The following is a 13282-nucleotide window of genomic DNA, read 5'->3' as shown; positions in this document are numbered from 1 at the left end:
CTCCGTTTTCCGGAACGGACGGAACCGTTCGGGGCATCCGGAACGCTAAATAATGAGCCGGCGCAGGCGGTAGACGTAATAGTCCACGGCATGCGGACCGACGGAGAGATCGTTGGATCGGTAGGTTGAAATAAGTTTGGCAACTCCCGTGCCGCCGCACGATGCGACGCAACGCAATGCAGCGCGTGCCGCCGTATGGAGACCTCCGCGCTGGAACATGGGTGCGGCCGGGGAGGCTTCTGCCTCCCGGAGAACACGGGGCTGGTTCAGGTCCGAATTGCAGATGCGTTCGCACAGCCATTGGTCGGCGGACGCATTGCCGCCCGAAAGCTCCGCCACGGGGGCCGTTCGGACGGTGCGCAAGCTCTCCCGGCTCTCCGAGAAGAGCAGGCAGCCCGCGAGGGCCAGCAATATGAAGAGCAGTTTGCGCATAGTTATTACGGAGAATCCGGTCTGATGCAAAGTTACGTTTTTTTCGGAAATGTCCGCGCCCCTGAGCGGAAAAGTTCACAAAAGGGACAAAATTATCCCGGCTAAGAGCCGGGTTTCAGGACGCGGACAGTCGCTCAAGCCGCTCTCCATCCGATTCTGCGCCCGCCCCCGGCTAAGAGCCGGGTTTTAGGACGCGGACAGCCTCTCAAGCCGCTTTCCATCCGATTCTGCGCCCGCCCCCGGCTAAGAACTGGAATTAAGGGGCGGCAACAGGTCATTCCGAGCGAACGAACGTGAGCGTGGGAATCCGATAGCAGTGTTGTAAGGCCACAACGTCCAGTCAGATTGCCACGGCATCTGTGATTCCTCGCAATGACGGCAAAAGCGCGGAACCGGACGGAGAGTGTTCTGAAACAACCGTCGCCCCCTGAAACCCGCTTCTTAAGCGGGTGATGCCTCGCAATGACGGCAAAAGCGCGGAACATAGACAGCCCGGTTTCTTTCTGCACCCGCTTTTGATTTCAGCTGCCATTTCCCGGTTTGCGATTATCCCCTCAGTCTTTTTGGCCAAGCTGATTATACGTCGTATTTCAACAGTTTCAGCAGGTCATCAACAGAAACATCCATCCTTTTGGAAACTTCTTCTAAAGTCATTCCGTTAGAGATGAATCTCTCTATGACCATTTTCATTTCTTCGCCGACTTCTATGAGATGTCCATCCAAATCGTAGAAGCGGATTACACGTTGTCCCCAATCATGTTCGATGACTCCACCTAAGAATGCGATTGCCGGATTGCCATTCAGTTTTTGCAGAAAGCCGTCAAAATCAGGCTCTTCAAAGGCGATTTCAACATTGTGAGGCTTTTTACAGACTTGTTCTTTGGGAATGCCAATGAGCCAATCGAAATCCTGCTGCAAAGCCAGACCGCAAGAGAACAAGACATTTCGTCCATAATCCTGGCAGACTTCCAACCCGAACAGGTCTTCGTAGAAACTTCGGGCTTTGTTTATATCCGACACGGATAAAACCGTACAACAATATCTCATAGTTTGTTTTTCCTGCGTTTGAGATCGGGATAAAATCGGCGCATCATCTCTTTCGTCTGTTCTACGGTCATATTTTGTCCCGGCCACTTGTTTATTTCATCGGTGAACTGGCGCAGGGGTCGATCATCTGCTCCATAGTCACGTCCTGCGCGAACCTGCCGTCCTTGCAGCAATAGATGCAATAATCCTCATTGGGGCTACCATCAGCATTCTGGTAATTATAATTACCAAATCAAAACTATTGGGGAATGAAGATGTAGGTGATCGTTCCTGTCTGCTTGGCGGGAGCCGTCTCGTCGATGTTGAACAGCGAAGACCGCGCCGCCCGCAACGCCGATTCGCGCATACATTCGTCGCCGCCCTCGACCACGCGCGCGCCGACGACCTTGCCGGCACGGTTCACTGTGACCGAGACCACCACGTCGCCGCCGCCTTCGCACAGGTAGGCCGGAACCTCCAGCCAACGCGACGTGCGGACGGGATTCGTCAGCGAAAAGGAGACCGTCACTCGGCCCTTGACCTTGCGGTCCTGATGCTCCGAACCGTCCTCCCTGCCGCGGCGCTCGCGGATGGCGCGCTCCTCGGCCAGCCCCTGCTCGTAAGCCTCGCGGTTGGCCTGCATCCGCGCCTCGGCCTCGGCCGCCGCCTGGTTCAGCGCCGCGGCGTTGGTTCCGCGGTCGTCCCGGAGCTTTTCGTTGAGGGCGTTCTCGTTCGACGCCTGGTTGCGGATGCTCCGCCAGTCGATCTCCTCCTGAGCCCGGCGCTCGCGCACCTCGCGTTCGAGACGCGCCTTCTCCTGCTCCAGCTCGGCGAGCGACTGCAAATCGACGTACATTCCCTGCTGGTGGGAGCGGGCCCCGACGACGATCTTCGACGACACGAAGACGATCATCAGCGCCAGATAGGCTATCAGCGTCACGCACAACCCGATACGATGGTCGTAAGCCCACGTTCCGGCATCTTCCCTGCGGTTGTCGAAAGGAAGCCGGAGCCGGGGCCGGCGGGGAGCCTGGGGTTTGCTGTTACGCGGATTTTCGGTCATTGCTGTCGTTCGGAATTTCGAGCAAAAATAAGGCTTTTTACCGAAATTTTTAATATATTTGCGCGAAATATACAAGAAATTCCGCTTATGTCTACCAAACAACAAACGCTGAAAGCCCCGATCTCGTTCACGGGCAAGGGCCTTCATTCGGGCGTGAAAGTAACCATGACCATCAATCCCGCCGAAGCCGGCACCGGCATCGTGTTCCGCCGCACCGACATCGAAGGGCAACCCGTAATTCCCGCCCTGTGCGACCATGTCGTCGATACCTCGCGCGGCACGACCATCGAAGCCGGCGGACACCGCGTCTCGACCATCGAGCACGTCATGTCGGCGCTCTGGACGCTGGGCGTGGACAACGCCGTCATAGATATCGACGCCCCCGAAACCCCGATCCTCGACGGATCGGCCCGCGAATACGCCCGGGCCATCGCCGAAACGGGACTGACGGACCAGGACGCCGAACGCACGTTCTACCACGTGACCGAAAAGATGGTCTACACGATCCCCGAAAAGGGCGTGGCGATCATCCTTTACCCCGACGACGAATTCTCCGTCTCGGTGCACGTGGACTACAACTCGAAGGTCATCGGCAACCAGTACGCCACCTTCAACCCCGGCGACGACTTCACGAACAAGATCGCACCCTGCCGCACGTTCGTCTTCCTGCACGAACTGGAGCCGCTGATGAAGATGAACCTCATCAAGGGCGGCGACCTCGACAACGCCATCGTGGTGGTCGAGAACCCCGTGCCCGACGAACAGCTGGAGCACCTCAAGAAGCTCTTCGACAAACCCGACATCGAGATCAAGTCGGGCTATCTGAACAACCTCGAACTGCGCTGCAACAACGAACTGGCGCGCCACAAGCTGCTGGACCTGCTGGGCGACTTCGCCCTGCTGGGCGTGCGGATCAAGGGCCGCGTGTGGGCCACCCGCCCGGGCCACTTCGCCAACACGGAGTTCATGAAGCAGCTCAAACACGCCATCCGCAAGGCCGGCGAAAAACCCCGCTTCACCTACGACTGCCGCAAACCGGCGCTGTACGACATCAACGACATCCGCCGCATGCTGCCCCACCGCCCGCCGTTCCTGCTGGTGGACCGCATCTTCCACCGCGACGAGACCGACGTGGCGGGCATCAAGAACGTGACGATGAACGAGCCCTTCTTCGTGGGCCACTTCCCCGAGGAGCCGGTGATGCCGGGCGTGCTGATCGTCGAGGCTATGGCGCAGTGCAGCGGCATTCTGGTGCTGGGCGGCGTGGAGGACCCCGAGAACTACTCGACCTACTTCATGAAGATCGACGGCGTGAAATTCAAACGCAAGGTCGTGCCGGGCGACACGCTGCAATTCGAAATCCACCTGCTGGAACCCATCCGCCGCGGCGTCGCCGTGGTCGAGGGCAAGGCGTTCGTCGGCGAGACGCTCGCCTGCGAGGCCGTGATGATGGCGCAGGTTGTCAAAAACAGAAAATAAGAGATGATAAGCAACCTTGCCTACGTCCACCCCGACGCGAAGATCGGGGCGAACGCCACGGTGGAGCCTTTCGCCTATATCGCCGGCGATGTCGTGATCGGCGACGACTGCTGGATCGGCCCCGGAGCCGTGATCCACGACGGCGCACGCATCGGCAACCGGTGCCGCATCCACACCGCCGCGTCGGTTTCGTGTCTGCCGCAGGACCTGAAATTCGCCGGTGAAATCACGACCTGCGAGATCGGCGACGACAACGACATCCGCGAATACGTCACGATCAGCCGCGGCACCGCCTCGACGGGAACCACGCGCATCGGTTCGAACAACCTGCTGATGGCCTACGTGCACGTGGGACACGATGTCGTCATCGGCAGCAACTGCGTGATCGCCAACCGCGTATCGCTCGCGGGCGAGGTTCACGTCGGCGACTGGGTGGTGATCGGAGGACACGCCGCCGTACACCAGTGGACCCACATCGGGGCGCACTCGATGATTCAGGGCGGCACCCTGCTGGGGCAGGACCTTCCGCCCTACGTCATCGTGCGCAACGACACGCTGCGCTTCGCGGGCATCAACAAGATCGGGCTTTCGCGCCGCGGCTTCACGCCCGAGCGCATCGCCGAGATCCACGACGCCTGCCGCATCCTCTTCCAGAGCGGCCTGAACTACCTGAACGGCTGCGACGAGGTCGAGAAGCAGATTCCGCAGAGCCCCGAACGCGACGCGCTGATCGAATTCATCCGCACCTCGAAACGCGGGATCATCAAACCCTACGAATCGAAATCGAAAGAGGAGTAAATTTTGCCTTTGAATATTGGTATATAGATTTTTTTTCGTATATTTGCGCTGTCGAAAGACAGAAGCAGGAGGTAAGGGGACGGTCAGTCCCCTTCTTTCATACTTAGGCACGAGCAATTATTATGACGGATACGAAAAAAATAATCGAAGCGGCGGAACGTCACCTGGAAGGCACGGACCTGTTCGTGGTGGAGTGCACCTCGACGCCGGGCAACGACATCGAACTGACGATCGACAGCGACACGTCGGTAGGCATCGACGCCTGCGCGGAACTGAGCCGCGCCATCGAGGCGGAACTCGACCGCGAGGAGGAGGATTTCTCGCTGACGGTCATGTCGGCCGGCATCGGCTCGGAACTCCGCAGCCTGCGCCAGTACCGCAAACTCGTCGGCCGGCCGGCGGAGGTGCTGCTCACGAACGGCGTCAAAATCCTGGCCAAGCTGGACGAGGCGACGGAGGAAGGCATCACCCTCTCCTACGAGGAGAAGCAGGCCGTCGAGGGCAAAAAGAAGAAACAACTGGTGACGGTCACCCGCACCTACCCTTTCTCCGAGGTCAAATGGACGAAGGAGTGGCTGGATTTCAAATAGTACGAAACTGAAAACAAGATAACGACACAATGGACAATCTCAATCTCATCAGCAACTTTGCCGAGTTCAAAGAGCTGAAGAACATCGACAAATCGACGATGATCGGCGTATTGGAGGACGTTTTCCGCCATGCGTTGCAGAAACAGTATGAAACAGACGAGAATTTCGATGTCATCATCAACCCCGAGAAGGGCGACCTCGAAATCTGGCGCAACCGCACGGTCGTCGAAGACGGCGCCGTCGAGAACCCCAACACGCAGATCGCCGTGTCGGAGGTGAAGGCCATCGACCCGACCTACGAAATCGGCGACGACTATGCCGATGAGATCAAATTGCAGTCGTTCGGACGCCGCGCCGTGCTGTCGCTGCGTCAGAACCTCGCATCGCGCATCCTCGATCTGGAAAAGGCCAGCCTCTACGAGAAATATTCGGAGAAGGTCGGCGAGATCGTCACGGGCGAGGTTTATCAGGTTTGGAAGAAAGAGGTGCTGATCCTCGACGACGAGGAAAACGAGCTGATCCTCCCCAAGGCCGAGCAGATCCCCAACGACTTCTACCGCAAGGGCGACACCATCAAGGCGATCGTCAAGTCGGTGGAGATGAACAACAACCAGCCGCGCATCATCCTGTCGCGCACGGCCAACCAGTTCCTCGAACGGCTGTTCGAACAGGAGGTTCCCGAGATTTTCGACGGGCTGATCACCATCAAGAAGATCGTCCGCATCCCGGGCGAGCGCGCCAAGGTCGCCGTGGAGTCCTACGACGAACGCATCGACCCGGTGGGAGCCTGCGTCGGCATGAAGGGTTCGCGCATCTATTCGATCGTCAAGGAGCTGCGCAACGAAAACATCGACGTTGTGAACTACACGGCCAACCCGTCGCTGATGATCCAGCGCTCGCTCAACCCCGCCAAGGTCTCCTCGATCACCATCGACGAGGAGAAGATGACCGCTTCGGTCTACCTCAAACCCGACCAGGTGTCGCTGGCCATCGGCAAGGGAGGTCTCAACATCCGCCTCTCGAAGATGCTCACCGGCTACGACATCGACGTTTACCGCGAAATCGAGGAGGAGGACGTGGCGCTGACCGAATTCGCCGACGAAATCGACGGATGGATCATCGAAGCCCTGAAAGCCGCCGGCTGCGACACCGCCAAGAGCGTGCTGGAACTGCCCGTCGAGGAGATCGCCGCCCGCGCCGATCTCGAAATGGAACAGGCGCAGAGGGTCGTCGAGATTCTGAAAGCCGAGTTCGAATAATCCAAACCGAAAAAAGAGAAACAGACAAAATATGGGTAACGAAAGAAAATTAAGGCTCATTCAGGTTGCAAAGGAGTTCAACGTCGGTCTGAACACGATCACGGACTTCCTGCAAAAGAAGGGCATCAAGAGCGACGGATCGCCCAACACGCTGGTCGATGCGGACACCTATGCCGTTTTGGAGAAGGAGTTCGGGGCGAACCGCAGCGCTGCCGGCGCACGCGACTCGATCCGTGAGCGCATCTCCCTGAAACAGACGACCATCACCCTCGAAGAAGCCAAAAAGCAGGAGCGTGAGGAAGAAAAGGAGGTCGTCATCAAAAGCAATGTCATCAGCGTAAAGGACGAGATCCAGCAGCCGAAATTCCTCGGCAAGATCGACCTTTCGCCCAAACCCAAGGCCAAGGCGGCCCCGGCTCCGCAGCCCAAGGCGGAGGAGGCTCCGAAGGCTCCCGAAGCGCCGAAAGCCGCTCCGGCACCCGAGGTGAAGGCCGAAGCTCCCGCCCCGGCTCCGCAGCCCAAGGCGGAGGAGGCCCCGAAAGCCCCCGAAGCGCCGAAAGCCGCTCCGGCACCCGAGGTGAAGGCCGAAACTCCCGCCCCGGCGCCGCAGCCCAAAGCGGAGGAGGCCCCGAAAGCCCCCGAGGCACCCCAACCCGCAGCCTCCGCACCGGAAGCTCCGAAGCCGGAGCCTCCGAAAGACAATATCTTCCGTCCGGAGACCGTGACCCTCACGGGTCCGCAGGTGCTCGGCACGATGGACGTGTCGGGCTTCGTCGCCGGCGGCAAGCACAAACGCAAACGGCTCCAAAAGGAAAAAGTGGATGTCAGCAAGGCCCCGAAGGGCAATGCGCAGGGCGGCGGCAACCGTCAGGGCCAGGGCGGGCAGAACAACCGTCCGGGCAGCCAGGGCCAGAACCGCAGCGGCCAGGGAGGACAGAACAACCAGCCCCGTCCGGGCGAAGGACGCCGCAACAAGGGCAAGAACGCCCCCAAACCGATCGTACGCCCCGAAGTGAGCGACGAAGAGGTATCGAAACAGGTAAAGGACACCCTGGCGCGTCTGACGGCCAAGGGTGCCAAGAGCAAGAGTGCGAAATACCGCAAGGACAAGCGCGAAGCCGTGGCCGAACGCATGAACGAGGAGTTCGAACGCGAGGCAATGGAGCGCAAGACGCTCAAGGTCACGGAATTCGTGACCGTCAGCGAGCTGGCCACGATGATGAACGTCGCGCCGACGGAGGTCATCATGGCCTGCATGAATCTCGGACTGATGGTGTCGATCAACCAGCGTCTCGACGCCGAAGCGCTCGTGGTCGTCGCCGAGGAGTTCGGCTACAAGACCGAATTCGTCTCAGTGGAGATTCAGGAGGCCATCGCCGACGACAGCGAGGACAAGGAGGAGGATCTGGTGCCGCGCCCGCCGATCGTGACGGTCATGGGACACGTCGATCACGGTAAAACCTCGCTGCTGGACAACATCCGCAAAACCAACGTCATCGAAGGCGAGGCCGGCGGCATCACCCAGCACATCGGCGCATACAGCGTGGTGCTGAACGGACAGAAGATCACGTTCCTCGACACCCCGGGCCACGAAGCCTTCACGGCCATGCGTGCGCGCGGCGCCGCCGTCACGGACGTTGCCATCATCATCGTCGCAGCCGACGACAACGTCATGCCGCAGACCATCGAGGCGATCAACCACGCGCAGGCCGCCGGCGTGCCGATGGTATTCGCCATCAACAAGATCGACAAACCCAACGCCAACCCCGACCACATCAAGGAGCAGCTCTCGCAGATGAACTACCTCGTAGAGTCGTGGGGCGGCAAATACCAGGACCAGGAGGTTTCGGCCAAGAAGGGCATCAACCTCGACAAACTGCTCGAAAAAGTGCTGCTGGAAGCCGAGATGCTCGACCTGAAAGCCAATCCCAACAAGAAAGCGCAGGGTACGGTCATCGAATCGACGCTCGACAAGGGCCGCGGCTACGTCTCGACGATCCTGGTGCAGAGCGGTACGCTCCGCGTCGGCGACGTGATCCTCTCGGGAACCTACACGGGCCGCGTGAAGGCGATGTTCAACGAGAACGGCAAGAAGGTGGAGACGGCAGGTCCCTCGACGCCCGTGCAGGTGCTCGGTCTGAACGGCGCCCCGCAGGCCGGCGACACGTTCAACGTCATGGACGACGACCGCTCGGCGCGCGAGATCGCCAACAAGCGCGAACAGCTGGCCCGCATGCAGGGCATCATGACCCAGAAGCACGTGACGCTCGACGAGATCGGCCGACGCATCGCCATCGGCTCGTTCAAGGAGCTGAACATCATCGTCAAGGGCGACGTGGACGGGTCGATCGAAGCCATGTCCGGATCGCTCATCAAGCTCTCGAAGGAGACCGTGCAGGTCAACGTCATCCACGCCGCCGTGGGTCAGATTTCCGAGTCCGACGTTCTGCTGGCCGCCGCTTCGAACGCCATCATCGTCGGCTTCCAGGTGCGTCCGTCGGCATCGGCGCGCAAGCTGGCCGAGAAGGAGGAGATCGAAATCCGCCTCTACTCGATCATCTACGACGCCATCAACGACATCAAGGACGCCATCGAAGGCATGTTGGAACCCGTGATGAAGGAGGAGATCGTGGCATCGGTCGAGGTGCTCGAAATCTTCAAGATCACGAAGGTCGGAACCGTCGCCGGATGTATGGTCCGCGAAGGCAAGCTGCAACGCTCGACCCCGATCCGCGTCATCCGCGACGGTATCGTGATCTACACGGGCAAACTGGGTTCGCTCAAACGCTTCAAGGACGACGTGAAGGAGGTCGTGGTCGGACAGGACTGCGGTCTGAACATCGAATCGTTCAACGACATCCGTGTCGGCGACATCGTCGAAGGCTACGAACAGGTAGAAGTGAAACGCAAGTAATCCATAAAACTAACTACTTACAATCCATTGGCAGTAATGACTACTAAACCCATCCATTTCACCACGCCCGAGGAGGCCGTCAAGGTCATCAAATCGGGTGACCACGTGCACCTGAGCTCGGTGGCATCGGCACCCCAGTGTCTGATCAACGCCATGTGCAAGCGCGGCGAGGCCGGCGAACTGAAAGACGTACACGTCCATCACCTCCACACCGAGGGTCCGGCGCCCTATGCCGATCCCAAATTCGAGGGCGTGTTCCAACTCGACTCGTTCTTCGTGGGCGCGAACGTCCGCAAGGTGACGCAGAGCGGCCATGCCGACTACATTCCGATCTTCCTGAGCGAAACGCAGAAGCTGTACCGCTGCGGCGCCGTTCCGTGCAACGTGGCGATGATTCAGGTCTGCCCGCCCGACAAGCACGGCTACGTGTCGCTGGGTACGTCGGTGGACGCTACGCTGGCCGCCGTGGAGTGCGCCGACCACGTGATCGCCGTGGTGAACAAGTACGTTCCCCGCGCCTTCGGTCAGGCGATGATCCCGATGTCGAAGATCGACATCTTCGTGCAGGACGACACCCCGCTGATCGAAGCCAAGTTCTCGGAGCCGAACGAGGTCGAAACGGCCATCGGACGGAACTGCGCGGCGCTGATCGAAGACGGCGCGACGTTGCAGATGGGTATCGGAGCCATTCCGAACGCCGTGCTCAGCCAGCTGGGAGGCCACAAGAATCTGGGTATCCACACCGAAATGTTCGCCGACGGCGTGCTGCCGCTGGTGGAGAAGGGCGTCATCAACGGCGAAGCCAAGAAGACCGACCCGGGCAAGATGGTTTCGACCTTCCTGATGGGTTCGCAGCGCGTCTACGACTTCATCGACGACAACCCGGGCGTGCTGATGATGGACGTGGGCTATACGAACGATCCCTACATCATTTCGCAGAACGACCGCTTCGTGGCCATCAACTCGGCCCTGCAAGTAGACCTGACGGGCCAGGTTTCGGCCGACTCGCTGGGCACGAAATTCTGGTCGGGCGTGGGCGGTCAGATCGACTTCGTTTACGGAGCTTCGCTCTCGAAGGGCGGCAAGGCCATCATCGCCATGCCTTCGATCACCAACAAGGGCGTATCGAAGATCTGCCCGACGCTGCTCGACGGCGCCGGCGTGGTGACGACCCGCAACCACATCCACTGGTTCGTGACGGAGTTCGGCGCCGTGGATCTCTACGGCAAGACCATGCAGGAGCGTGCTCGCCTGCTGATCAGCGTGGCGCACCCCTCGGCCCGCGAGGAGCTCGACCGGGCGGCTTTCGAGCGCTGGGGATCGCACCACCACTACATCAAGGGATACATGGGATAATCCCCGTACGCAAAAATTCGAAGCGTCCCCGTTTTCGGGGGCGCTTTTTTTACCTATAAAATCTGAACTACTCGTTTTTTCCGTATGTTTGGCTCCGCCTTAGATACTCCCGCTCGGCAATGATGTTCAAATAAAAATTTGACATTGCCCCCGCTTATTCGTATCTTTGCGCCGCCAAACATAATTTACACCATGAACAAACTTTTCTATCTGTTCGCAGCCGCACTCCTCGTTGCGGCATACCCGACGGGCGCTTCCGCCCAACTTAAAATCGGAGGTAAGAAACTCAATGCCGGAAAACTCCTCAGCGCCGGCAAAGACGTTGCCAAAGCCATCACGCTCAGCGACGACGACATCGCCCGTCTGAGCCGCGAATCGGTCGAGTGGATGGATGCCCACAACCCCGTGGCAGATGATTCGACGAGTTACGGCGCACGCCTCAAACGGCTTACCGAAGGCATCACCGAGGTCGATGGCCTGCCGCTCAACTTCAAGGTCTACCTCGTGGTGGATGTCAACGCTTTCGCCTGCGGAGACGGTTCGATCCGGGTTTTCGCAGCCCTGATGGACCTGATGGACGACGACGAACTGATGTCGATCATCGGCCATGAAATCGGCCACGTGGTGCACGCCGACACGAAACACGCGATGAAAAACGCCTACCTCGCCTCCGCAGCGCGCAACGCCGCCGGAGCTGCCGAAGGCAGCGCGCTGGCCAAGCTCAGCGACTCGCAGCTGGGCGAGGTCGTAACGGCCTTCACCGATGCGCAGTTCTCGCAGAAACAGGAGTATGCCGCCGACGAATACGGCTTCGAGTTCGCCGTGAAACACGGTTTCAGCCCCTACGGCATGAGCAATTCGCTCAACAAGCTGGTCGAACTGTCCAAAGGCGCCAAAGCCTCCACGGTGCAGAAAATGTTCTCCTCGCACCCCGACAGCGAAAAACGCGCGGCCCGCATGAAAGAGAAAGCCGACGCTTACACCGCCGCACAACAATAATTCAGCGGCGATTCCGCACAGCCGCCCCTACTTTACAAAAACATCCGGACAATTCCGGATGTTTTTTCGTATACAGATTCTCAATCACCTATTTCAACGGCTGGCAGCCGGGGCAATAGTAGACGGCACCGCCCAGATAAGCCTCCTTCACGATCGGTCCGCCGCAAACCGGGCACGGCTCCGCGCAGGTGTTGCGCGAAAGTTGTACGGCATATCCGCCCGGTTTCCCGAAGAGGTCCTTCTCGGTATCGCGCCCGCCGCGGTCGGTCATCTCCCGCAGCACGCTTTTCAGCGTCCTGAAAAGCCGCTCCGCATCGGCATCCCCCAGCGTGGCGAGTTTGCGTTTGGGATGAATCCCCGCCCGGAACAGAATATCCTGCAAAACTCCGTTCCCGAGCCCCGGAATCCGTTGTTCCGTGGCCAGAAATGCCTTTGCCGAGAGGCTCTGCTTCGACGCGGCCCAAAGCCGGCTGAAATAACCGGCGTCGAACCGCTCCTCCAGCGGTGAACATTTCGTCCGGGCACCTTGGTAATACGGGTTATCCGACTCGCCCGGAAAGGCATTGATCCCGCCGTACATCGCCACCGTACACACCAAAAAACTCCCGTCATCGAGGGTAACGAGCAACTGGTATTTCGCCGGAATCGGGTCCTCGCATCCGTAAAGCCGCAGGATCACGCCGTCCGAAAGAGCCAAGTGCATGTCGTTCTCCAACAGCACATCGACAAATGCCCCGCAACCCTCAGCCCCGACAATCTTCCGACCGGTCAGCAGCATCGGATATTCGAGCGGATCACCCGTATACCAGGTGAATTTATGGGGATGCGTGGCGTTGAACACACCGGTAACGGTACGGCCAGCCAGCGTTTCGCGGACTTGCCGCGCCACGGTCTGCGATTCGGGAATTTCGATCATCGTCTGAAAATTCAAAATATACATCCGTCCCGGTGAACCTCACAATCATAGGTCAGGACAGCGGCCTCGGCCGTCAACTGCACAATCGGACCGATCATCCATCGGTCCAATATAGCAAGAATAACCCGATTCCCCAATCTCCGGGCATCAAAAGAAAACAAGTCCCCCTTCTCAACGTTGCGATTAAGCGAGGAGAAAGCCAAACTTGTTTGCTCTGCCGGACATGAGCAACGAAAAGGAACTTAAAGGGGATGGAATTGTCAATATATAATCGGCGGCACCGCCTTCAAGACCAGAGATGATTACATCCCGGGATAAAAACAGCCAGAGCCCGATATAAACACAAAAAAAGACCAACCTTAAAAAGGCTGGTCTTGAAGAGGCGGCTACCTACTCTCCCACGGGAAAACCGCAGTACCATCGGCGTTAGTGAGCTTAACTTCTCTGTTC

The 13282-nt window shown here is 59.0% G+C and carries 12 protein-coding genes; 7 read left to right on the top strand and 5 right to left on the bottom strand.

Going from position 1 to position 13282, the window contains the following annotated elements:
- Positions 1-45: 45 nt before the first annotated feature.
- The 4 genes from WMO46_RS07440 to WMO46_RS07425 all read right to left on the bottom strand — a co-directional run bounded on the left by WMO46_RS07440 (position 46) and on the right by WMO46_RS07425 (position 2521).
- Positions 46-432: a hypothetical protein gene (locus WMO46_RS07440; RefSeq protein ID WP_019150973.1), complete on the bottom strand. Its 387-nt coding sequence runs from the start codon at positions 430-432 to the stop codon at positions 46-48.
- 576 nt (positions 433-1008) lie between these two features.
- Positions 1009-1566, bottom strand: a complete 558-nt coding sequence (locus WMO46_RS07435) for a VOC family protein (protein WP_278964759.1) — start codon at positions 1564-1566, stop codon at positions 1009-1011.
- Between the two features lie 4 nt (positions 1567-1570).
- The gene (locus tag WMO46_RS07430) at positions 1571-1657 is read right to left on the bottom strand and encodes a zinc ribbon domain-containing protein (protein ID WP_278964763.1); all 87 of its coding nucleotides are present in this window, start codon (positions 1655-1657) and stop codon (positions 1571-1573) included.
- Between the two features lie 60 nt (positions 1658-1717).
- Complete coding sequence (locus WMO46_RS07425; RefSeq protein WP_278964761.1) at positions 1718-2521, bottom strand: TonB family protein; 804 nt, start codon at positions 2519-2521, stop codon at positions 1718-1720.
- Positions 2522-2608: 87 nt separating this feature from the next.
- Here WMO46_RS07425 and WMO46_RS07420 point away from each other — a divergent pair, with 87 nt between their 5' ends.
- From WMO46_RS07420 to WMO46_RS07390, 7 genes are all read left to right on the top strand, one after another.
- A complete protein-coding gene (locus WMO46_RS07420; protein WP_019150976.1) occupies positions 2609-4000 on the top strand; it encodes a bifunctional UDP-3-O-[3-hydroxymyristoyl] N-acetylglucosamine deacetylase/3-hydroxyacyl-ACP dehydratase in 1392 nt (463 codons plus the stop codon).
- Positions 4001-4003: 3 nt separating this feature from the next.
- Positions 4004-4798 carry an acyl-ACP--UDP-N-acetylglucosamine O-acyltransferase gene (gene lpxA / locus WMO46_RS07415; RefSeq protein ID WP_019150977.1) on the top strand — a complete coding sequence of 265 codons (795 nt, stop codon included), beginning with the start codon at positions 4004-4006 and terminating at the stop codon, positions 4796-4798.
- Positions 4799-4920: 122 nt separating this feature from the next.
- Positions 4921-5388: a ribosome assembly cofactor RimP gene (rimP, locus tag WMO46_RS07410; RefSeq protein WP_019150978.1), complete on the top strand. Its 468-nt coding sequence runs from the start codon at positions 4921-4923 to the stop codon at positions 5386-5388.
- Between the two features lie 29 nt (positions 5389-5417).
- Entirely contained in the window at positions 5418-6647 is a 1230-nt protein-coding gene (gene nusA, locus WMO46_RS07405) for a transcription termination factor NusA (protein ID WP_019150979.1), read from the top strand.
- A gap of 31 nt (positions 6648-6678) precedes the next feature.
- The gene (infB, locus tag WMO46_RS07400; protein ID WP_288661190.1) at positions 6679-9561 is read left to right on the top strand and encodes a translation initiation factor IF-2; all 2883 of its coding nucleotides are present in this window, start codon (positions 6679-6681) and stop codon (positions 9559-9561) included.
- 36 nt (positions 9562-9597) lie between these two features.
- Complete coding sequence (locus tag WMO46_RS07395; protein ID WP_019150981.1) at positions 9598-10917, top strand: acetyl-CoA hydrolase/transferase family protein; 1320 nt, start codon at positions 9598-9600, stop codon at positions 10915-10917.
- A 192-nt stretch (positions 10918-11109) separates the two neighbouring features.
- The gene (locus WMO46_RS07390) at positions 11110-11916 is read left to right on the top strand and encodes a M48 family metallopeptidase (protein WP_129651826.1); all 807 of its coding nucleotides are present in this window, start codon (positions 11110-11112) and stop codon (positions 11914-11916) included.
- An 88-nt stretch (positions 11917-12004) separates the two neighbouring features.
- Here the strand turns inward: WMO46_RS07390 and WMO46_RS07385 are convergent, their stop codons facing one another.
- Positions 12005-12832, bottom strand: coding sequence for an endonuclease VIII (locus WMO46_RS07385; protein WP_349094107.1), 828 nt, complete (start codon positions 12830-12832; stop codon positions 12005-12007).
- Between the last annotated feature and the right edge of the window lie 450 nt (positions 12833-13282).

The sequence above is a fragment of the Alistipes intestinihominis genome, assembly GCF_040095975.1.
GTDB lineage: Bacteria > Bacteroidota > Bacteroidia > Bacteroidales > Rikenellaceae > Alistipes > Alistipes senegalensis.
Note: the sequence above shows the minus strand (reverse complement) of the source record. Positions and strands in the feature narration are given on the sequence as shown.

Bases quoted from the DNA above. Each gene is read 5' to 3' on its own strand.
- WMO46_RS07440 (WP_019150973.1), bottom strand. From the start codon at position 432: ATGCGCAAACTGCTCTTCATATTGCTGGCCCTCGCGGGCTGCCTGCTC.
- WMO46_RS07425 (WP_278964761.1), bottom strand. From the start codon at position 2,521: ATGACCGAAAATCCGCGTAACAGCAAACCCCAGGCTCCCCGCCGGCCC.
- WMO46_RS07420 (WP_019150976.1), top strand. From the start codon at position 2,609: ATGTCTACCAAACAACAAACGCTGAAAGCCCCGATCTCGTTCACGGGC.
- lpxA (WP_019150977.1), top strand. From the start codon at position 4,004: ATGATAAGCAACCTTGCCTACGTCCACCCCGACGCGAAGATCGGGGCG.
- rimP (WP_019150978.1), top strand. From the start codon at position 4,921: ATGACGGATACGAAAAAAATAATCGAAGCGGCGGAACGTCACCTGGAA.
- nusA (WP_019150979.1), top strand. From the start codon at position 5,418: ATGGACAATCTCAATCTCATCAGCAACTTTGCCGAGTTCAAAGAGCTG.
- infB (WP_288661190.1), top strand. From the start codon at position 6,679: ATGGGTAACGAAAGAAAATTAAGGCTCATTCAGGTTGCAAAGGAGTTC.
- WMO46_RS07395 (WP_019150981.1), top strand. From the start codon at position 9,598: ATGACTACTAAACCCATCCATTTCACCACGCCCGAGGAGGCCGTCAAG.
- WMO46_RS07390 (WP_129651826.1), top strand. From the start codon at position 11,110: ATGAACAAACTTTTCTATCTGTTCGCAGCCGCACTCCTCGTTGCGGCA.
- WMO46_RS07385 (WP_349094107.1), bottom strand. From the start codon at position 12,832: ATGATCGAAATTCCCGAATCGCAGACCGTGGCGCGGCAAGTCCGCGAA.